The sequence below is a fragment of the Acidobacteriota bacterium genome (genome assembly GCA_016712445.1).
GTDB lineage: Bacteria > Pseudomonadota > Alphaproteobacteria > Caulobacterales > Hyphomonadaceae > Hyphomonas.
The window spans coordinates 24,623-46,809 of record JADJRB010000008.1 but is presented as its reverse complement, the minus strand read 5'-3'; the positions used below and the strand labels follow the sequence as shown (position 1 = coordinate 46,809).

Here is a 22,187-nt window from a genome sequence, read left to right as displayed (position 1 = left end):
ATGGCCATCAACACGCGGGTCCGCATCCCGCCCTCGAAACTGCCGCTGCTGGAGCCGGCAGAGACGCTTTGGATTTTCCCCTTCACCACGCTCGCATCGGGCGACACCAACGTCGCCGCGGCCGACTCCATCACCCTGTCGGAAATTCCGGACGGGTACATGGTCACCGACGCGGTGCTGAAAATCGGCGGCACCCTGGGGGCCGACTGCACGCTGCAGCTCCGCCAGGGGACCACGGCGCTCACCGCAGCCAGCACAGCGGCGGCGGCGAACTTCCTGCGAGCGAACAACCTGCCGTTCACGACGTCCGACGGCTCGCACACGCTCAACCTGCTGATCGCTGGTGGCGCCATCGCCGCGGCGGCCGACATCCGGGTGTTGGTCTGGCTCTACCAGTACCGGTTCTGACCCGTGCGCGCGCGGGTGACTGACAAGGCTGCGGTCACCGGGGAGCGGAAGCACCACTTCCGCTCCCTCGACGGCAGCATCATCGAGATCACGTTCCAGCCCGGCGTGCCTCTCGAAATGGAGCCGGAGACGGCTCTGCTGTTCGACGGGCTACCAGACTTCATCGTGGAGGTGGCCCCCGACCACGTCGAGTTGGAGCCGGACGCCGAGCCGGACGCCGAGCCGGATCCCGAGCCGGATCCCGAGCCGGACCTGGCCGGCGTATGGGTAGAGGACGAGCCGGAGACGGCCGGCGACGAGCCCGAGCCGGACGCCGAGCCGGAGACGGCAAGGCGCCGCCGCGGGAAATGACGAACCCGCTCCCGGCCAGCACGATCGCGGAAAAGGCGCTGCAACGGATCGGCGCCTTTTCCATCAACGACACCGCCGCGCAGAAGGTCGAGATCGATCGCGCGCTGGAATGGCTGGACGTCGTCATCGACAGCCTGCTCGAGAAATACACCCCACCGTGGATGACGCAGCGGGATTACCTGCTGCCGCTCACCATCGGCAAGGCCTCGTACCTGCTGCCGGACGACTTCGTGCACCTGCTGCCGGTCGACGGCGTCCAGTACCCGAAGAGCGCGAGCCTGATCGTCGGCACCGCCCCGACGGGCCGCGGCAACACCATGACCCTGGTGAGGCGATCGGCGTGGGAGTTGGCGATCAACGATCCTCAGATCGGCGATCCGTCCATCATCTACGTCGATCGCCTAGAACCGTCGACGATGTACCTGCATCCGACGCCGGCCCGCGACGCGGTGCTGCGGCTGACCGCCTCGACGTACGCGCTCGATCCGTCCGACGAGCAGGGGCGCGTGCTGACGCAGCTCCCGCGCGCCTGGAACCGGTGGGCCATCATGGCGCTCGCCGCCGAGATTGGCGCCGGCCCGGTCCGGAAGCTGCCGGAGGTGGAAATCGTGCGGTTGGCCAGATACGCAGAAGACCTGAAACGGCAGCTGGTGGCCGTGCACTCACGGGAGCACGCTTCGACCGGCTTCACCCGCCCGTGGGGGATTTGACATGCCGACGGTGCAGCTCGTCGAAGAGTTCGACATCTGGCGCGAGGGGTTCCCGGGCGCGGTCGTGCACGTCTATCGGCCGAACAGCAACGCGCACGCCGCGATCTTCTACGACGAGGCGCTGACGCAGCCGGCGACGAACCCGCAGGTGCTGGTGTCCAGGCTCGACGCCGACGGGCGCAGCTACGGCAAGTTCGCGCAGTCGCTCTACACCCTCGACGCCTACCAGCTGAACGAGCCGACGATCGGCAACACCGGCATCCAGCGCCCCGCCCTACGCTCCTTGGTCGGCGAAGACGCGTCCGAAGCCGTCGTGTCGGTGCTGACCACGACGCCGGCGCGCCCCCTTCGCGAGATTGTCGGGCGGGTCGTCTTCGCCGAGGACCTGGGGTCGTTCTCCTCCTCGTCCGCTGCCAACAACACGGCGCTTCTCATCGCGGCGATCGGGCGCTGCGTCCAGATCGGCGGCGGCGTGATCTACCTCCCCCCTCGGGTGATCGAGTTCAACCAGATCGACCTGCCCGCCAACGTCCGGTTCCGGGGCGGCGGCGAAGGCGTAACCACGCTGCGGTCCTACGTCGCGGACGTGGCCGTCACCATCAGCGGCGACCACGCCGGCTTCGAGCACCTCACCCTCGACGGCGCACAGCTCAGCTCGGGATCGATCGGCATCAAGGTCGTCGGTCGTCAGGGCCTTGTCCTCAATGGCGCGGTCATCACGCGGTTCGAGGGGGGCTTGTTGGCGCAGGGGTTGACGAACTGCGAGTGGCGCGGCCTCTCGATCACCGACTGCGCAAAGGGGGCGCGCATCCACGGCGACCTGGCGACCGGCACCGGCGACGTCGGGGGCGTAAGCCAGAATATCCTGTGGTCTGGCGGCCGGGTGGGTCTATGCCGCGACCAGGGGATCGAGCTGGCGTACGAGGACGCGGAGTGCCGCGGCATCCGGTTCGACGGCGTGCGGTTCGACAACCTGCAGACCGACGTACGGATCAAGGGGGCGAGGCGCCTCGCCTTCAACAACTGCGAGTGGTCTGGCGACGGCCTGCACCTGGACATCCTCGACGACGACACCGACAACGTGACCGTCAACACGACGGCGCAGCTCCTGTTCACGTCATGCCGGGTCGACGCGGGCACGATCAACATCACCGGCAAGGCCGAACTGGTCGAGTTCCGGCAGAGCCTGTTCAACGACGCCGCGGTCAAGTTGGAAATCCCGATCGAGAACGCCGTGGTCGTCCGCGACTGCATGGAGACCGGGGCGTTCTCGCTCGATGCGACTGGCGACGGCCGCCGGTGGCTGCGGGTGCAGTCGTCGCTGGATGGCACCGTGACCGCGATCACAACGGGCGCGTCGCCGCTGGCGGTCTGGACGCACCTTCTCGCGGCCGGGGAGGTGGCGTACGTCCTTGCGCGCGTCATCGGCAACCAGCGCAACGGCGTCGGCCGCGCCGTCTACGTGCTGCAGACCGGCGCCTACCGGCCGGGAGACACGCTCGCCTACGACGGGCAGACGGCGAACTTCACGCTCGGGCAGGTGCTCACCGGCCAAACGTCGGACGCGCAGGCGGTCATCACCGCCGACTCCGACAGCGGCACGTCCGGAACGCTCACGCTCCGAGGCATCGTCGGCGAGTTCGTGAACGACGAGCAGATCAAGGATGCGCTCACCGGCATCGCCTTCGCGAACGGCACGCTCACCGCGCAGGCGGCCGCGCTCGACTCGACCGGCGTAACGACGCAGCGCACCGTCTACGAAACCGACAGCTCCTGGGACGCCACGATCGCGGTGAACGGGCAACAGATCGAGGTTCGGGTCACGGGCGCGGCCAACAAGGACATCGGTGGATGGCCGACGTTCACGTCAGCAGGTCTAGCCGCCGTGGAGACGTCGTCGCCCTGCGCCAGCGCCCGCCGGAAACCGAGATGCGCCTCATCGGGCACGCTCGTTGCCTGCAGTGCGGGCACGAGCACGAGGCCCGCGCTCCGCTTGGATCGGTATGGATGACGTGTCCGGCCTGCGGGCTGGACAAGGCGGCGTTCGTGAATGCGGTGTATGGGGAGGAGGAAGAGCTCATCTGGCACTGCTCGTGCGGCTGCGAAATTTTCACGCTGACGCCGACGTTCGTTCGGTGTTGCAGGTGCGCCGACGTGCAGACGTTCCCGCTGCTGCCGCCCGGGGCCGCGTAGACATGGCCCGCGCGCGCCAGGGGGGCGGCTGGCAGCAGGTGCCGATCGGCACGAAGATGTTCACGAACATCGACGAGTCTGCGCTCACCCGTGCGAACGCTTCGATCGAGAACGCCTTCATCAACGAGGCGGAGGGGCACAGTCGCTTTTTCGGCCTCGACGTGTTCGCCGACTTCGGCACGCCCTACCTCGTCTACGGCCTGCACGATTGGCGCGGCGATCTGATCGCGACCACCAGCGGCGGCACCGCGCACCGGATCGACAGCTCGGGCAAGGTGGGCGACATCCCCGGCACGATCATCGACGGCGGCCGGCGGCACTCGTTCGCCGAGACGGACGATTTCCTATTGGTCGCCGCCGGCGGGACCATCTGCAAGTACGACGGCTTCCGGATCACGCCACTCGCCGACAACGCCCCGCAGGCATCGCACCTCGGCTACATCGACGGCTACGTCATGGCGGTCGAGCCGGACAGCGGCAGGTTCTGGCACTGCGAGCCCGGCGCGCCGACGCAGTGGCTGGACACCGACGTGTTCACCGCAGACTCGATGCCGGACGACATCGGGGCGATGCTCGTGACGCCGTTCCGCGAGCTGATATTCAGCGGTCAGAAATCCCTGGAACAGTACGAGCGCCTGTCCTCCGGCGACGTGCCGTTCTTCCGTCGGTGGGCGCTTGGCGAGGGCATCTCCGCGCCCGGCACACTGATCTTCGCCGACAGTTCGACCTGGGGCCTCACGATGGACCAGGAGTTCGTCCGGTTCTCCGGCCAGCTGTCGCAGGTGGTGTCCGGGGACATCGGGTTGACGCTGCGCGGCATCGACGACTGGACGGACGCCTGGGCGGCCGAGTGCGCGCCGTTCGGCCAGAACTTCATCATCCTGTCGATGCCGAACGCATCGCTGCCGCGGTACGGGACCAAGGGAATCACCCTCGCCTACGACGTGCGCGGCAAGCGGTGGTGCTCATTGCTCGGCTGGAACGCACTCGCCAGCGCGCCCGGCCGCTGGCCTGGATGGAGCGTCTACGACTGCTGGAGCGACACGTTCGTCGGCGGCGCCGGCAAGGTCTACCGCATGTCCCGCGATCGGTATCGCATCGGCAGCGACCCGCAGCGCATGTCCGCTCGCACCGCCGACATCACCGATTGGGGCGTGGTCCGGATCGACGACATGCGCGCCCGGCTGCGCCGCGGCACCGGGACGTACACGACGGCCGCCGAGTTCCGGATCCGTGCCCGCCGCGACTCGGGCAGCTTCGGTCCTTGGGTGAGGCGGTCGCTCGGTAACGCGGGGGAGAACGCGACCGTGCTCCACTTCGGCGGCTTCGGCATGGCCGAGTCGTGGCAGTTCGAGTACGAGGTCACTGACGAGGCGCCGATCGAGCTGGTTCGCCTCGAGGTGCTCGTGACGCAGCTGGACAGGTGAGGGGAGGTGGTTTCGATGGCGAAGAAGAAGGGTCCGAAGCCGTGCAAGTAGCCGCCAGATGGCTGTAGCGCCGACAACCAAGGTAGACGCCGCGGAGCCGACGAGCCCGACGGGCAAGAAGACGTTCCTGTCGGTCCCGAAGCCTCCGCGGTACACCGGCGATCCGACGACGGATGCGAAGTCATCGAACGATTGGGCGTGGGAGCTATACCGGGCGCTCGAACTGAGCAACGTCTACCTGAAGACCACGGCGCAGTACGATGCCGCCGTGTTCGACGCGGCCAAGCTGCCGGACCCGGCGCGGACCACGCTCTATCAGGCGCAGAACACGGCGAACAACGCCTACGTGCTGGCGACACGGCTTGCCGGCGACATGGTAGGCGAACTGATGATCGAGGGCGCAGCGAGCCGCGCTGCGACGTTCACGTTTGAGACGGCGCAGCCGGACGACGAATATGCGATCCTGGCGACGCCGATCAGCTACGTGAGTGGCGGAGCGGGCTTGCCGCCGCCGGAAGCGACGCTGATTATAGCGGTGACGAAGGCGGTCGACTCGTTCACGTTGACGACCAACAAAGAGCCCGGGCTCGATTCGAGTGTGACGTTTCAGTGGGTGCTGGTGAGGCGATAGCGATGGCCGAAGACACGTTCGAGCAAAAGCGAGCCGGCGACGCACTTTACAGCGTCGGCCGATACCCGAACGCGGTTGGGGGCGACGTCGACCCCGTCACCGGCAATGCCGTTGCGCCGACCGCCGGGTTGGAGCGATCCCCCGCCCCGCTGGCTCCTCTGGCTCCCAAGCTGGAGCCGGTCAAGGAACAGAAGGAAGACAAGGGCGGGCTGCTGCAGAACGCCGTTTTGGGCGCTGTAGGCGGGCTGGGCGCGATCGGCGGCGCGCTCGGCGGCATCGCCAAGGTCGGGCGGGTCATCTGCAGCGAACTGCACGCGCAGGGGCTTCTGGACGCTCAGACGCTCGCGATCGACACCGAGTACTCCCGCCAGCACATCAGCCACATCACGGCTCGCGGCTATCACGCCTGGGCGGTCCCGTATGTCCGGTTGATGCGGCGGTCGCCGCTCGCCACGAAGGCGGCGCTGCCGATCGCACGCTGGCGTGCCGAGGAGTTGGCGTTCCAGGTGGGACTTCGGGCGCGGCCGTGCTGGCGCGGCAAGGTGGTGCGGTGGGTGTTCGAGCCGCTGTGCTGGCTGATCGGGCTGTTCGTCGCCGAGAGCGAGTACAGCCAACGCTACGTCGGCGGGTCGGAGCGATGATCGCCTACATCAACGCCCTGACCCTGCTATGCTTCTGGCAGTGGCTGGAGCTGCAGAAGGCTCATGCCGTGGTCACCAAGGCTCGCGCCGTCACCGACGATGCGATCAAGCTGATCAAAATCTTGGAGGAAGCCAATGCTCGACGAAGTGACGCAGGGGCTGCAGATGCTCAGCCCGGAGGAGATTGACGAACTCGACGTGGCGATCACGCCGCGGATCGCCGCGATCCTCCTCAAGGTGGCGCCGTCCCTGGCGCCGGTGCTGCAGTACCTGATCGCCAACGACGCCCCGCAGACAGCGAGCGCAGGTGGACAGCCGGCCGGCGCGCCGCCGGGAATGCAGCAGCCGTCTCCGATTGGCCAGTCCGGTGAAATGTCGATGGGCGCCCCGCCCATGCCGCCTGGAATGCAACCGCCGCCCCGCCGCCCTCTCGGCATGATCGGACGCTGACATGCTCCCGATGCTGGCAATGGCCGCCATCCCCGCCGCCACCGGACTACTCGGGGCGTTCATGGGGTCGCAGGCGAACTCCGCGGCGGCGAAAACGCAGAAGAAGGCGTTACGCCAGCAGCAGGAACAGCAGCGGATCGCGCAACAGCGATTTGAGCAGATGCAGGTCGAGACTGCACCGGCCCGGGCACGGATGCAGCAGCTGGCCGGGTCGGACCCGAACCAGCTCACCGCCGAGCAGAAGATCGCGCTGCGGGACCAGTCACGGCAGGCGGTCAACATGCTCGGCATGTCCGGCCTGCGCGGGTCCGGCCGCGCACAGTCGGGCGTCCTGTCTCGGGTCCGCGGCGACGCCATTGCCCGATACACCAGTGAGAACGCGCGCCGATCCGACGTCGCCGCCGGCGCGCTGACCGGGCAGTACTACAACGCCGGCGACAAGGTGGCGGGCATGGACCTGGCGCAAGGCCAGACGTATGCCGACATCGGCGGCGTCGACGCGCAGAAGACTGTCGCGAACGCGCAGTTGTGGGGCCAGGCGCTCGGGGCCGTCGGTGGCGCGGCGTCGGGGGGCCTGAAAGACTACATGCGCCAGAGCGGCCGCTACGCGGACTACACCGTCCGAACCATCTGACGCCCGAGGGGACAAGATCATGCCTCCGCTGCAGTTCATCACAGGGAACCCGGCGCTCGAAGGATATTTCCCCGTCGCACGCGAGATGGATCGAAGCGCCCTGTTCAGCGCACAGATCCTGCAGCAGGAAAACCAGAACGCCGCCGAGAAGAACGCCGACACGGCGCTGCGGGCGGCGATCACGAACGCCGGCGCGCCGCCGCAGATGCCGTCTGCCCCGGCTGCGCAGCCGAGCCAGGGCGGGGCAATGCCGTCGCCCGCGCCGCTGGCCGCCCCTTCCCAGGCGCCGAATGCCCCTGCGGCCGCACCGTCTCAGGGTGTGCTGTCGTCAGTCGGCCGGCGACAGCCTGACTACGTGGGCGAGCTGGCGAAGGCGCCGGGCGGCGGCCGGCTGGCGGCGGCGATGCAGCAGCAGCAGTCTGCGCAGGCCGACCGCTACGCCGAGTTGGCGATCCGCGCGCTCGGCACGGGCGACATCGCCGGCTACGAGCTCTACTCGCAGAAGGCCGGCTTCGCGCTGCCGCCAGAGATCGTCGACAACGCCGAACAGGCGCAGGCGTTTGCGCGGGGCACCGACCTGGCCGACAAGATCTACGGCAACGATCACGAGCAGGCCTACAAGTTCATCCAGAGCTTCATGGGCGCCGCCGGCTCGCCGCAGCAGCGGTTCGTGTCCGCGCTCGGGGCCACCGGCGCGCCGCGCGAGAAACCGAACTGGACGACCCAACAGGTGATGAGCGCCGGCAACGAGGTCCTGGCGTTCTACGACGCCAACTCTCGAGGGACGCCGCAGATGCACGTCACCGACATCCAGAAGTACCGCCCCTCGACATCCACATGGACGCAGGCGCCGACGGCCGACGCGAACGGCAACCCGACGGTGGGCAGCTTCAACAGCCAGACCGGCCAGGTGCAGCAGGGGACGGTTCCCAGGTTCGTGCCGCCGCGGGCCGGCGGGGTTCAAAACGACTGGCAGGAAGTCGAGACTGCCGACGAACAGGGCCGGCCGATGGTCGGGCTCCTCAACCGGCGAACCGGAGAGTTCCGGCCTGGGGTGGCTGCGGGCTACGTGGAACCGCCTCGCGCTCCGGCTCCTAGCTTCAAGCCGATCCAGACGTTGGACGAACAGGGTCGGCCGATGGTCGGCAGCTTCGACCAGCGCAGCGGGCAGGTGGTTCCCGGGCAGGTGCCTGCGTTCGTGCCGCCGCCGCGCGGCAGCGCAGCGGGTGCGGGGCCGAATGGTGGCGGCAGGCAATCGGTGTTCGAGCAGAAGCGGGCCGCGTGGCTCGCGGTGCACCCGGGCGACGAGCAGGGCGCGCTGGACTATTCCGCCGGCCGAAAGACCATGAGCCCCGCCGACGAGATGAAGGCCGCGACGCAGATCGCCACGAACGAGGCGCGCTCGCTGCTGCGCCCGCCGTCGGGAAACTACGTGAAGGACCGCGCCGACGAGATCGTGCGGGGGTGGCGCGGCGGTGGCGCGGCGCCGGCGGCGCCCGCAATGCAGCGACCAGCAGGCGGGCCGCCGTCCGGTGAGCCGCCCTCGATCACGGACCAGAGCCAGTACGACGCGCTGCCGCCCGGCACGATCTACTTCGACCCAGAAGCCAACGACTATTTCAGGAAGCCGTAATGGCCGAGAGCCGCTTTGGTGGGGTGCCGCTGGACCCCGCGTTCAAGAAGAGCTTCTTCGGGTCTACCGCCCCGGCCGCGCCCGCGGTATCGCAAGAGGCGCCCGCCCCCAAACGGTCACGATTCGGAGGTGTGCCGCTCAACACGGCTACTCCGCCCGCCCCCGCCCCCGCTTTGGTAGAGCGCCCGGCCGCCGCGCCGACGCCGGCGCCAGTTGTCGACCCTGGCCAGATCGAGCCGGGGAACATCGACCTGCACGCCCGGCCAACGGTCATCAACGGCGACGGCTCGGTGTCGACGGTGCGCTCGATGAGCATCGGCACCGATCGCGGCGAGGTGCTGATTCCGACCGTCTCGGATGACGGCCGAGTCGTCGGCGACCAGGAAGCGATCGACATCTTCCGCCGCACCGGACGCCACCTCGGCATCTTCGACACGCCGGACAACGCCACCGCCTACGCGCAGCGGCTGCACGAGCAGCAGGCGCGGGAGTACGCCCCGCCACCGGTGCCTGCGGAGTTCGCCGACATTGGCGATTTCGGCATGGACATCGCCCCGCCGCTGCCGCCGGGCGGAGAGCAACCGCCGCGGCCGGCGACGTACCTCGATCGCCGCTTCACGGACGCCGAGCGCGGCTTCCGCTCGATGCAGCAGGGCAACAACATCCGGACGGCGATCGCCGATGCGGAAGCGCTGGCAGCGTTCGACGCGGTCGACGCCGGAACCCTCACCCCCGACTCTCGCGGTCCCGGAACGCGAACCGCGACGCTTGCCCGCCAGTATGCTCGGTCGACGCCGGAGCAGCGGGACGAGATGCGTTGGGCGTATCAAGAGCGCATTGGCGCGGCGGTCGGCAGGTCGACCGAACTCGCCGGGAAAGTGTCCGGACTCCCCCGCAGCCCGGAAGCGGAGCGGTTCTACGGCGCCAAGACGTTGGGAGATGCGTTTGCGGCCGTCGCCGACCAGCCCAACGAGGTGATCGGCAGCATCCTGGCCGAGAGCGCCGGCGGCCAGCTGCCGTTCGCTCCGCTCGCGTTCTTCGGGCCGATCGGCCGCATGGTCGGCGCCGGGCTTGGCTCGTACATCAACGAGTACGGCGGCGACATCGTCTCCTCCATGCAAGAGGCGGGAATCGATACTGCAGACCCGGCGGCGATCGAGGCGGCGCTTGCCGATCCCGCGGCCAGACAGCGATGGATGGAGCATGCTTCGGCCCGGTCGGTCCCGATCGCCATCATCGACGCTCTGTCGGGAGGCATCGCCGGCAAGTTCACGGCCGGGGCCAGGACCGCGCGCGGCCGTCTGGCGCGCGGCGCCGTAGAGGCTGGCGTCATGCAGCCGGGCATGGGCGCCGCCGGCGAAGTGGCGGGTTCCGTCGCGGCCGGCGACGAGATCAGCGCGCCAGCGGTGCTGGCGGAAGCGTTGGGCGAAATCCCGGGCGGCATCGTCGAAACGACGCTTGGCGCGCGCGACGCCGGCGGCCAGCGGCGGCCAGACGGGTTGTGGGTCGGCGATGCCGAGTACACCCCGATGCCGGACGGGTTCGACCCGTACGCTACCCCAGGGCAGGGCGTGCCGCAGTTGCCGGCGCCGGCGGGATGGAGCGCCGCCCCGCCACCGCCCGCCGCCGCCCCGCCACCGCCCGCCGCCGCCCCGCCACCGCCTCCGGCAACCCCTCCGTCGACGGGAAGCCGCGGCGACCTCGAGCACTTCCTCGCGACCGGCGAAGACCTGGTGGCGACCGGCCAGGCCGAGGAAGCGGCGCGCGCCGCCGCCCTGGCGCAGTCGATGGGCGTGGCGATCGGCCAGTCGGTCACCGCCCGGTATCCCGACGGCGAGATGGTGAGCGGCCAGCTGCTGCACGTCGCGGAGGAGATGCTTGGCGAGAACGAACCGGCGCAGATCGCCCGCATCCGAGAGGCGGACGGCAGCGAGACGGACATCATCCTCGGCAGGTACGGCGCGGAGATGCTCGTCGGCGACGGCTCCATAGCAGCTCCGGTCCAGGCGACCACGGCCGCGCACGTCGACGCCGCCGCCGCTCAGGCGAACTCGGATCCGACGCCGGCGCAGAAGGCGGCCGGGAATTACAGAATGGGCCACGTCAAGGTGGCCGGCCTCGACGTGGCCATCGAAACGCCCGCCGGGGCCGAGCGCACGGGGATCGGGCCGGACGGCCGCCCGTGGTCGGTGACGATGCCGGTCCACTACGGCTACGTGAAGACGGCCAAGGGAGCGGACGGCGACAAGATCGACGTGTTCCTCGGCTCGCAGGTCGACAGCAAGCGCGTGTTCGTCATCGACCAGATCGACCCGGAGACGGGGAAGTTCGACGAACACAAGATCATGGTTGGGTTCCCGAACCGGTTCGAGGCGCAGCGGGCCTACATGGACTCGTTCTCGGATGGGTCTGGTGCCAGCAGGATCGGCGGGAGGACGACGCTGACGCCGGCGGCGCTGAAAGAGTGGCTGGCGAACGGCGATACGACGAAGCCCCTGACGAACATCACGCCGAAAAAGCCGAAGCGCGCCGCGGCGGCCGGCCCTGGCGTTTCGATGCCGCCCGAGGCCGAGAGCCTGATCGCCGAGGTGGCGAATGAGGTCGGCGTGCCGGTCGAGCAGGCGCGCGCGCTGCTGTCCAACGAGAGCGGCGGCAACCTCGACGCCCCTCCGGGCGACGGCGGCCGAGCGTGGGGCCCGCTGCAGGTCCACGCCGCGGCGGCGAAGGACGTCGGTGTCGACCCGATGCGGCGCAACGACACGCCGAAGGTCAACACGCACACCGGCCTGAGCTACTACAAGCTGCTGCTTGGCCAGTTCGACGGCGTGGTCGAGCACGCGATGAAGGCCTACAACCGCGGCCCGGGGATGATGCGGCGGATCCTGAAAGGGACCGCGCCCGCAGCCGAGGTTGCCAAGGCGGACGAGTATTGGGCGAAGGCGCAGCTCGCACTGCCGGCACCGGACGGTTCGCCGCCGGAAGCCCCCGCCGCGACCGGCGCGCCGCCGCCCGTGAGCGAGACGCCCCAGGCCGCCACGTCGGTGCCGCCGGAGCTGCCCGCCGTTCCTGAGCCTCCGCAGCCGGTCGATATGACCGCGCCCGAAGGCGAGCAGCTCTCCCAGGCGGCGATCGACGCGATGACGCCCGAGTGGGAGCGGTCCGGAACCTACAAGGGCATCCCGATCGACAAGGACGCCAAGGACCTCACCGACGAAGAGTGGGAGACGATCGCCGCCCGCGACAGCGCGGAGCCCCGCCGGCGAAACACCGAGTACGCCGGGCTGGTCAACGATGCTCGCCTCCTCGGGCCGGCGACGGACGACCAGGGCCGGCGCATCGGCATCTCCGGCGTGCAGAACTCATTGGAGGCGACGAAGCAGTTCGTCCGCGAGGGCAAGCTGTCGACCTGGGGAAAGCAGATCACCGACGTGGCCGAGGCGATGGCGGAGGAGGGCGAGCGCCGCGGCATTCCTCTCCGCGATCCCGTCGGCGGCAATCTGCCGGTCAGGTCTGCGCACATGGCGATAAGCGCCGCCCGCTCCGGTCGCTACAACGAGGCGCTGCACCCCGACAACAAGATCACCCGTTGGGTATTCGAGCGGATCACCGGCGTGAAGCTGCCGACGTCGCTCAAAGGCACGAAGGCGCTGTTCACCGGCAAGGCGTTCATCGAAGAGGCGCCGTTCTCGCTCGACGCCAGCAACGCGCCAAGCATTCTCCGGCCGATCGCCGAGCCGGCCGCCAAGGGGAAGCGTGCTGCCGTGGTGGAAAAGCCGCCGGCCGCCGCGTCCGATATCTCACCACCGAAAGCCGTTGACGCCGAGCCGACTGTCGTTCATGGGCGCGTACTCTCGATGCACGAGTCCCGCGGCGATGGTGGCGTCCGCCGTTTCATGTTCACCAAGGGGACATCGACGGTCGGCTCGGCGCGGGTGATGGGGGAAACTCTCGGCGATATCGACGTCGCATCGAAGCACCGCCGCCTCGGTCACGCGACCGAAATGGTCCGGATGCTCGTGCAGCACACCGGCATCAACAGCGCGATCAGCACCAGTCCGGCGAGCAGGGCGCTTCTTGAGAAGTTCCCCGAGATTACCGACCGGGCGTCGCCGGCGCCCGAGACGCAGCAGCCCGCCGCGGACCAGGCCGCGCCCGAGGCAGAGAAGCCCCGCGCCACCGGCTCAGGCGAGCAAAACCGCATCTTCACCGAGGACGCCTACGCGGCGGCGAAGGCGCGGCTGCGCAAGAAGCTCGACGGAACGCAGCTCAACAGCGGCATCGATCCGGAAATCCTCACCGACGGCGCCATCATCGCCGGCTACCACATCGAACGCGGCACACGGGCGTTTGCGGAGTGGGCCGCGAAGATGATCGACGACCTGGGCGACAACGTCCGCCCCTTCCTCAAGAGCCTCTACAGTTTCGCCCGCGACTATCCCGGCCTCGACGCCACGGGGATGACGCCCTCCGAGGATGTCGCCAAGGTCGACGTGGCGGCGATCGGGGCCGCGCCGGCACCGGCGGATACCAAGTCGCAGCAGATGCTTGCCTTGGCGGCCAGCGTCGCCGAGTCGCTGCGGCTCGGACAGAAGATCGACGCCAGGTCGCTGCAGAGAATGGCCGACCAAGCCACCGGCGGGACGCTTGCCGGCGGCGCCTACGACCGGAAGGACCTGTACGACTCGCTGGAGTTGGGCCTCAACCTGCACATTCGCGCCTCCGGGGCATTCTTCACGCCGGCGGCGACCGGAGAGGCGGCGAGAGTGCGCGCGAAGGCGCTGTCCGACCTCGAGGGCCTCGTGCCCGGCCAGCCTGTTCGCTCGGAGGAGCAGATCAGGTTCCAGCAGTTCTCGACGCCACCAGCCTACGCCTACGCTGTTGCCCAGGTAGCCAACATCGGCCCGCGGGACGTCGTGCTCGAACCGAGCGCGGGCACCGGCAACATCGCCGTGATGGCGATGAATGCCGACCCGAAAGCGGTCTACGTCAACGAGCTGTCGCAGCGGCGGGCAGACCTGATCCAAGCGATCCAGCCGACCAAGGTGTTCACCGAGAACGCCGAGCAGCTGGACAACGTGCTGCCGGAGAGCGTCGCGCCGACGGTGGTGGTGATGAACCCCCCGTTCTCGCAGACGGCCGGGAGAATGGGCGACAAGAAGGACCTGTCTGTGGGCGCGAACCACATCCAGGCGGCACTTGATCGCCTGCAGCCGGGGGGCCGTCTCGTTGCCATCGTCGGCAAGGGCATGACGATGGGCGCCCCGCGCTTTCGCGATTGGTGGGCAACGATCGCCGCGGAGTACACGGTCCGCGCCAACGTCGGCGTCGGCGGCGATGTCTACAAGAAATTCGGGACGACGTTCGGCACGAGGGTCCTCGTCATCGACAAGAGCCCACCCCCGACACCACATTCGATCGTTCTCGCCGAAGTCGAGACGGTCCAGGACCTGATCGATACACTGGCAGGAGTCAGAGATGCCCGCGTTCAGCAGCCCGGCCGCGTTCAGGAGGGCGAACGAGCACCCGATCAACGTGGCGGCGCGGCGGCAGCTGGTGAGGGCCAGGCGGCCGACAGACCCGGACCTCGACCTGTTCGTCCTGCAGCTGGCGTCGTGGGCGCTGGAGGAGGAGGCCGGGGGAGATCTGGAGCTGGCGGTAGGACAGCTCCTGTCGTGGGATCCGAAGCGCGTGATGCTGTGGCTCGTCAGGAACCCGAACGGGCCGGCGGCGATGTCCGAGCAAGCGCAGGAACTGGTGAGCGAGATCCAGCGCGCCCCCAGCCCGCGGGAAGCGGCGCAACGGGCATTGCAGGCGCTGGCGAGCCGGCTGGGCGCGATAAACCCGCACTACCGGCCGGCGGCGAGCGAGTTGACGTAGAGAGCGTAACCCCCGAGGTTACGCCCGACGCTGGCGAACTCACCGAGAGCATCTACGAAAGCTACGCCCCGCAGCGGCTGAAGATCGCCGGCGCGAAGGCACACCCTGGCCCGCTCGTGCAGTCCGCGGCGATGGCGTCCGTTCCGCCGCCGCCGGCGACGTACCGCCCGAACATTCCGCGCGACATCATCGAGACTGGCGGCCTGTCGCTTCCGCAGATGGAGGCTGTGGTCTACGCCGGGCAAGCGCACGAGGAAATGCTGCCGGCGGCTGAGAAAGAGACGCCGCAGCGACGCGGGTTCTTCATCGGAGACGGCACCGGCGTCGGCAAGGGCCGGGAGATCGCCGGCATCATCCTCGACAATTGGGGCGCGGGCCGGAAGAAGGCGGTTTGGGTCAGCGAGAAGCGCCGCCTCATCAAGGACGCCAAGCGGGATTGGAGTGGCCTCGGGCAGAACCCGGATCTGGTGTTCGATCAGGGCGGGACGAAGCTGGAGTCGGAGCTGCAGTCCGGCATGGGCGTCCTGTTCACCAGCTACGACACCCTGAAGCAGGGCCTGGCAGACCAGCAGAAGATCGCGCGCGGGCAGTTCATTCGCGGGCAGAAGGTGACTGCGCTCGACCCGAACACCTGGCAAAAGCTCCCCGGCACGATCGCCGGGAAAGCCGAGAAGGTTCGTGGCGCTCTTGTCTACCCCGTACGCTTCGGCGACGAGAAGCGTGGGCCGGTCACCAAGGTGCCGGGCTTCAACATTTCGGCGATCGGCGAGTTGCAGAAGCCGTCCAGCCGCATTGACCAGATCGTCAGTTGGGTCGGAAAAGACTTCGACGGCGTAATTGCCTTCGACGAGAGTCACAACATGGGCAACGCCGTCGCCACCGGCGGGCCGCGCGGGCAGAAGGACCCGTCGTCGAAGGCACTTGCCGGCATCGAGCTGCAGCGGAAGCTGCCCAACGCTCGCATCGTCTACGTGTCTGCCACCGGCGCCACCGAAGTCTGGAACCTTGCCTACGCGGAGCGCCTCGGCCTGTGGGGGACGGGCACGGCGTTCGCAGATCGGGACGTCTTCATCAACGAGGTATCGAACGGCGGCATCGCGGCGATGGAGCTGGTTGCCCGCGACATGAAGGCGCTCGGCTCGTACATGGCGCGCGGGCTGTCCTACGACGGAGTGGAACAGCAGCGACTGCTCCACGAACTGTCGCCGCAGCAACGCGAAATCTACGACACGCTGGCGGAGGCTTGGCAGGCCGTCCTGAACAACATCAACGAGGCGTTGGCGATCACCGCAAAGTCGTCTGACGGCAAGATCGACGGCAAAGCCAAGATGGCCGCGTTCTCGGCGTTTTGGGGGGCGCACCAGCGTTTCTTCAATCAGGTCGTGACAGCGATGCAAATGCCGAGCGTCCTGAAAGCAGTCGAGATCGATGTTGCCGAGGGGAGGCAGGCCGTCCTGCAGCTCGTCAACACGAACGAGGCGAGCCAGGAGCGAGCGGCGGCCAAGGCCGAGTCGGAGGAGGACTTCGAGGACCTCGACATCACGCCGCGCGACCAGCTCATCCAGATGATCGAGCGGTCGTTCCCGACGCAGCAGTACGAGCAGCGCGCGACGGAGGGCGGCGGCGTTGTGATGGCGCCGGTGGTCGACAGCAAGGGCAACCCGGTCCAGAACGCCAAGGCGGTCCGGATGAAAGAAGCGCTGATCGATAGGGTGGCGTCGATCAAGGTCCCGCAAGGCCCGCTCGAAATGCTGCTGGATCACTTCGGCATCGAGGCCGTCGCCGAGGTCACCGGCAGAAAGCGACGCTTCGTGATGAAGCGCGACCAGAAAACGAACGTGCTTCGGCGCATGGAAGACATCCGGCCGGGCTCGGCGAACCTCACCGAGTCCAAGGATTTTCAGGACGGCAAGAAGCGCATTCTGGTTTTCTCGGACGCCGGCGGCACCGGGGCCAGCTATCACGCCGACAACGCATCACCGAGCAGGGGCGCGCGGCGCGTGCACTACCTTGTGCAGGCTGGATGGAGGGCCGACAAGGCAATCCAGGGGTTCGGGCGCACGCACAGGACCAACCAGGAGTCGGCGCCGATCTTCAAGTTGGTCACCACGGACCTGCAGGGGCAGAAGCGGTTCATCTCCTCGATCGCTCGGCGGCTGTCGCAACTTGGGGCTCTGACGAAAGGGCAAAGGCAGACCGGCGACCAAGGCATCTTTTCTGCTGCCGACAACCTGGAAAGCACGGAAGCCGCCGATGCGCTCGTCCAGTTCTTCCGGGACCTCGAAACCCACCGCATAGACGGCGTAGAGATTGACGAGTTTGAGAAGCAGACCGGGCTGAAACTCAGGAACGACCAAGGAAACCTAACTGCCAATCTGCCGCAGATTACGCAGTTCCTAAACCGCATTCTGTCGTTGAAGATCGACATGCAGGCCAAGGTGTTCAGCGCGTTCTCAGGCGACTGGACAACCTCATTGAGGCGAAGACGGCGGACGGATCGCTTGATGTTGGCATTGAAACGGTCAAGGCCGACAAGGTCCGGAAAGACAGCGAGCGGATTGTCTACACGGACCCGAAAAGCGAGGCCGAAACCAAATACGTGAAGCTGACGCTGTCGACGCGGACGAAGCCGGCAAAGTTTTCAAAGGTCGAACTCAGCCGAGATCGCAAGCCGCTGTTCTACGCGGTCAACACTGGCGGCAAGGTTTTTGCCATCGCGGCGACGCCGGACAAGACGACGGCGGAAGGAAACATCGAACGGCGCTACCGGCAGATCGACAGGCTTGGTTCGGAGCTTGTGCCGGCGCCACAACTCGACCGGCTCATAAATCAAGGGAAGTGGCGGAAGGTCGAAGACAGGGACGAGGCGAAGCGTCTGTGGGACGAGGCCGTCGAGAAAACGCCGGAGTTCGTTGATCGCGATCTGCACCTGATCACCGGCGCCGTCCTGCCGATATGGGACAGGCTGTCCGGCACCCCGCGGATCATGCGCGTCCAGACCGACGGCGGCGAACGGCTTCTCGGCCGCGTCGTTCCGCCGGACCTTGTCGCCGACACGATGAAGCGTCTCGGCGCAGAAGCGGACCGCCCTAACTTCACGCCAGCCGACATAGCGAGCCAGATCCTTGATGGGGGGGCGCGCGCGACGCTCTCCAACGGATGGAAGCTCGTCCGGCGGCGGGTCGCTGGCGAGGACCGGATTGAGATCCAGGGCATTCAGAGCTGGAACGAAGGCCAAGCCGCCGCCAAGGACGGGGCGTTCTCAGAGCGCATCAACTATGAGAACCGGTGGTTCGTTCCCACGGGCGCCGACGCGGCAAAGGTGATCGAGGCGATCACCAAGTTCCGGCCGGTGGTCGAAGTGTCCGGCGGTTCTGCAGCAGGCCTGGCCGAGGGCCCGGCGCCGGCGGCGCGGGGCGGCCGGCAGGAAGGCAACATCACCTTCATCGACGACAAGTTCGCCGCGTCGCGGAGGACGGCCAACGTGCACGCCGACAGCCGGCGGTTCCTGCTGGCCCGCGAAAAGACCACCGGGAACGAGGCGCTGGTGGCGATCGACGGCAGGACCGGGGAGACGATCGAGGCGGGGACCACGGGCGAGAAGTCGTTCGTCGCGTTCAGCATCGGGCTGATAGAGCGCCTGGGCGACGCAGACGAGCGCATCGTCGTGCACCACAACCACCCGTCCGGCGCTGCTCTGAGCATCACGGACGTCTCCGCGCTTGCACGGTCCCCCGGCCTCGAATGGATCGTGGCGCACGCCGCCGACGGCAAGGTGTCGGCCGCCCGCCTCCTCTTGCGCAGCACGTACGCGGTTCGCTCGATCATCACCGAGACGAACGTCGCCATGTTCCGGGCGCTCGACGACGCGATCGGCCGGGCCGAGGTGAGCCGCGTTGACGCGAACATCCTCTACGGAGAGGCGACCAACCGTGCGCTGGCGCAGTTGGGCGTCATCGAGTACGTCACCAGCTGGCCGCGCGAGCTGCCGGAGGCGTTCAACAAGGCGATCGCCAAGGCCACCGCCAAGATGAGGAAGGACTTCAAGGATGTCGCCGCCAAGCCATCTGATCGACCCGCCGTCACCTTTCGCTCCGCGCGAGGAGTGGGTGAACTTCTTGCGCGCGGCCAAGGCGATCGAGCCGAAGACGCCGGACGTGCTGCAGGCGATCAAGGAAGCGCAGGACCGCCTGTCGGTGATGCGGCCGGAGGACAGCCCGGGCGCTCGAAGGGCGTTCGCTGGCCTAGCCGAAGAGGTCGACCGTTTCGCCGAGCACCCGGGCACGGCGCGGACCCTGGGCCGGCAGATGCGCGAGGGGATGTCCGGCCTGTTCCGGCGCAACGGCGTCCCGAGCAACATCACCATCATCGAGAAGCAGAATGCCCGCGACATGGCCTTCTTCAAGGCGTGGGCATACACGCCGCAGGCGGCGTTCTCCCCCTGGCCGGAGCTGGCGGCGCTGCAGCGGCTCGCGGTTTCGCTCGAACTCCGGATGAGCGAGTTCTCCAACCGGCTGAACAAGGACCTGGACGCGATCAAGGCGGTGCTCTCCAAGGACCAGTTCACCATGCTCGGGGACCTGCTGTTCCTGGGAGACGCCGAAACCCGCATCCTCACCCGCGAGGAGATGGCGGAAGCCGGCGCCGACGCGGCCACCATCAAGGCCTACGGCGACACCAGGAAGCTGCTCACCCGCGTCGGCCGGCTGGTCGATTTCCACAACCGGTCGATGCTGCCGCAACTGAGAGCGAGGAAGTTCGCGTTGGTCAGGCGAGCAGCCGAGCTGACCAACCGGAAAGCCGAAGACTACAACCGGATGTATAACCAGCGCGCCAAGCTCCGCCAGCAGCTGCGCGACGGCAAAGGCAATCCAGAGAAGATCGGCGACCGCATCGACAAGATCGAAGACGAGTGGCGCGGCCGGCGCGAGAAGATGGACGATCGCCTCCTCGAGGTGATGAAGGAACTCGACACGATCGAGGCGAAGCTGGCGGCGACCAGCGTCCGGCGGATCGAGGGCTACATGCCGCACCGCTTCTTCGGCACATGGGCGGTGTACCGCATCGTTCCTGGCGAGGACGGAGCCGAGCCGACGCGCCAGCTGGTCGCCGGCAAGAACGGGTTCTTCCCGTCGCAGGACGCGGCGGTCAAGGGAGCCAAGGCTCTCCTGAAGGACGAGCCGGACGCGCAATTGAGAGTGCAGTACGTCGAGTTCTCGTATCCGTCGCCAGAAGCGACGGCACTCACGGACGCCGGGTATTTTCGGTTCCTTGGGGATGTCGGAAAAATCACGGGCCTTGAAGGTCAAGAGCTGCTGGACGCGGTCAAGGGCGTCGCGCGGCGGCCGTTCCGCCGGCGGATCGCTGCGTTCGCGCTGCACCGGAAGGGTATCCAAGGGTACTCGCGCGACCTCGACTCGGTGCTCCGGTCGCACATCTCGCAGGCGGTCCGCTACGTCATCCTCGACAAGCTCAAATACGAGGCCGTGACGACGATGGAGCGGATGGGCCTGTCGCCGAACCGCTCCGCCAACCTGCAGACGCAGGTGCTGCAGGACGCGGTGCAGGCGTTCCTGCGCGACGTGAACGGCCAGAAGCAGCCGATCGAGAAGCAGATCGACTCGGGTCTGTTCGATCGGCCGTGGGCGAAGGCGTGGCGCCTGGGGCTCTCCGCCGGCGCGCTCACCGCGCTCGGCACCGTCGGCATTGCCGGCAACCCGATGATCGCCGGCATCCTCGGCAGCTACGTCGGGTTCCGCTTCTACCGGGCGGCATCCAGCCGCGGCAGTTTCCCGACGCGGGCGCTCATGGGCTCGTTCACCAGCGACATGGCGCACCTGTCGCTCGGCATGGTGTTCAACCTCTACAGCGCCATCGCCAACCTGTCGCAGACGGCCATCAACACCTATCCCCTCCTGGGCGAGAGGTGGACGACGGCCGGCATTTCCAGGGCAATCGGCGCGACTCGGTCCAAGATGGCGGGCCGGCCGAACCGGTACTACCGGCTGCTGCAGCGCGCGGACGTCGTGAGCCAGTGGAAGTATTCCGAGGTGACCCCAAACTTCTTCCGCAAGGAGTCTTCGTGGCGGGCCGTCTCGATGTGGGCCTTCAACGGCGCCGAGGGGTTCAACCGGGCCGTCGCGTTCCTCGGAGCCTACGAGCGGGCGATCGCCGCCGGTTCGTCCGAAGGGGCCGCGTTCAGGGCCGGACGGGAGATGATCGTCAGGACGCAGCACCACTACGGCCCGGCCAACAAGCCGGCGATCCTGCGGCAGATCGTCCTGGCGCTGCCGGCGCAGTTCAAGAACTTCATGTTCCAGCAGATCGCGTTCACGGCCGGCCTGGTCGGCCACACGCGCCGCAGCCCGATGCCGCTCGCGCGACACCTGCTGGCCCTGTTCCTGTTGGCCGGCCTCCTCGGCTTCCCTGGCGCCGACCTGCTGGCCGCGCTGATCGAGGCGCTGACCGGCTGGTCCCCGCTGGACGAGTTGAAGCGGCAAGGGTTGATGGCGCAGGCGAGTGGGTCGCTCACCGCGTCGTTCTGGTCGACGATGGCGCGGGGCCTGCCGACCTTCACCGGCGACGATCTCTCGCGCCGGGTAGGCGAAGGCGACTTCATGCCGAAGAACCTCCGCGACCTGAAGGGTCCGTGGTTCCAGAAGATCCAGAACGCCATCCGTCTCGGCGAGATGCAGGCGGACATCACCGACCAGATTCGCAACCTGAGCCCGGGCATCGGCGGCCCGCTGCGGGTCTACGATGCCCTGCAGACCGGCGTGTTCTCGTCGCCGTACAGGCGCGACGCCGCCGACATCGAGACGTCAGAGCTCACCACGAAAGACCTGGCCACGATGGCGATGGGCGGGACGCCGTTGCGGCTGTCCGAAGCGCAGGACCGAATCGCGCTGCTGAACAAGGACAAAGAGAAGCTGCGCCGCAGGACCGACATCTATCTCGGCCGCATCGTGCGCGCGTGGAAGGCGAACCTCGCCAACGAGGACATGGCCGGCGTGGCGATCGACCGGATCTTGGAAGAGGCGGCGAGCAAGAACGTCATCATCTCGCGCGAGCAAATCCGCGAAGCACTGAAAAACGCGACGCTTGGCCGCGAAGACCGGGTAATCAAGACGACGCCGCGGCAACTCCGCGAGAAGGCTTACGAGATCGCGCCCGATCGGCGATCGGAAAACGAAAGCCGGGCGCCGGTTGCCATGCTTGGGATAAGAGGCTGA

Annotated in this window: 15 protein-coding genes; 13 read left to right on the top strand and 2 right to left on the bottom strand. The window is 67.9% G+C overall.

The features are described 5' to 3' along the window. From IPK75_18985 to IPK75_18930, 12 genes are all read left to right on the top strand, one after another. Positions 1–408, top strand: a complete 408-nt coding sequence (locus tag IPK75_18985; protein ID MBK8200439.1) for a hypothetical protein — start codon at positions 1–3, stop codon at positions 406–408. A 15-nt stretch (positions 409–423) separates the two neighbouring features. Then, positions 424–759, top strand: a complete 336-nt coding sequence (locus tag IPK75_18980) for a hypothetical protein (protein ID MBK8200438.1) — start codon at positions 424–426, stop codon at positions 757–759. Continuing rightward, positions 756–1,469 (top strand): hypothetical protein, encoded by a 714-nt coding sequence (locus IPK75_18975; GenBank protein ID MBK8200437.1) that lies wholly within the window; start codon positions 756–758, stop codon positions 1,467–1,469. Before IPK75_18980 ends, IPK75_18975 begins: the two co-directional genes overlap by 4 nt. A 1-nt stretch (position 1,470) precedes the next feature. Beyond that, a complete protein-coding gene (locus IPK75_18970) occupies positions 1,471–3,480 on the top strand; it encodes a hypothetical protein (GenBank protein ID MBK8200436.1) in 2,010 nt (669 codons plus the stop codon). Between the two features lie 184 nt (positions 3,481–3,664). Beyond that, a complete protein-coding gene (locus tag IPK75_18965; GenBank protein MBK8200435.1) occupies positions 3,665–5,089 on the top strand; it encodes a hypothetical protein in 1,425 nt (474 codons plus the stop codon). Between the two features lie 58 nt (positions 5,090–5,147). Continuing rightward, complete coding sequence (locus IPK75_18960) at positions 5,148–5,720, top strand: hypothetical protein (GenBank protein MBK8200434.1); 573 nt, start codon at positions 5,148–5,150, stop codon at positions 5,718–5,720. A gap of 2 nt (positions 5,721–5,722) precedes the next feature. Further along, positions 5,723–6,361 (top strand): hypothetical protein, encoded by a 639-nt coding sequence (locus IPK75_18955; GenBank protein ID MBK8200433.1) that lies wholly within the window; start codon positions 5,723–5,725, stop codon positions 6,359–6,361. Next, the gene (locus IPK75_18950) at positions 6,358–6,549 is read left to right on the top strand and encodes a hypothetical protein (protein MBK8200432.1); all 192 of its coding nucleotides are present in this window, start codon (positions 6,358–6,360) and stop codon (positions 6,547–6,549) included. Before IPK75_18955 ends, IPK75_18950 begins: the two co-directional genes overlap by 4 nt. Next, the gene (locus tag IPK75_18945; GenBank protein ID MBK8200431.1) at positions 6,497–6,811 is read left to right on the top strand and encodes a hypothetical protein; all 315 of its coding nucleotides are present in this window, start codon (positions 6,497–6,499) and stop codon (positions 6,809–6,811) included. The genes IPK75_18950 and IPK75_18945 overlap by 53 nt, the downstream gene beginning before the upstream one ends. Before the next feature lies 1 nt (position 6,812). Beyond that, positions 6,813–7,445 carry a hypothetical protein gene (locus IPK75_18940; GenBank protein MBK8200430.1) on the top strand — a complete coding sequence of 211 codons (633 nt, stop codon included), beginning with the start codon at positions 6,813–6,815 and terminating at the stop codon, positions 7,443–7,445. A gap of 19 nt (positions 7,446–7,464) precedes the next feature. Further along, positions 7,465–9,078: a hypothetical protein gene (locus IPK75_18935; protein MBK8200429.1), complete on the top strand. Its 1,614-nt coding sequence runs from the start codon at positions 7,465–7,467 to the stop codon at positions 9,076–9,078. Next, positions 9,078–17,558: a strawberry notch family protein gene (locus tag IPK75_18930; protein MBK8200428.1), complete on the top strand. Its 8,481-nt coding sequence runs from the start codon at positions 9,078–9,080 to the stop codon at positions 17,556–17,558. Before IPK75_18935 ends, IPK75_18930 begins: the two co-directional genes overlap by 1 nt. A 38-nt stretch (positions 17,559–17,596) precedes the next feature. Here the strand turns inward: IPK75_18930 and IPK75_18925 are convergent, their stop codons facing one another. Both IPK75_18925 and IPK75_18920 read right to left on the bottom strand, forming a co-directional pair. Then, positions 17,597–18,193, bottom strand: coding sequence for a hypothetical protein (locus IPK75_18925; GenBank protein ID MBK8200427.1), 597 nt, complete (start codon positions 18,191–18,193; stop codon positions 17,597–17,599). A gap of 24 nt (positions 18,194–18,217) precedes the next feature. Then, positions 18,218–19,087, bottom strand: a complete 870-nt coding sequence (locus IPK75_18920; GenBank protein MBK8200426.1) for a hypothetical protein — start codon at positions 19,085–19,087, stop codon at positions 18,218–18,220. Here IPK75_18920 and IPK75_18915 point away from each other — a divergent pair. Further along, positions 19,074–22,187: a hypothetical protein gene (locus tag IPK75_18915; protein MBK8200425.1), complete on the top strand. Its 3,114-nt coding sequence runs from the start codon at positions 19,074–19,076 to the stop codon at positions 22,185–22,187. The two genes, IPK75_18920 and IPK75_18915, sit on opposite strands and share 14 nt — an antisense overlap.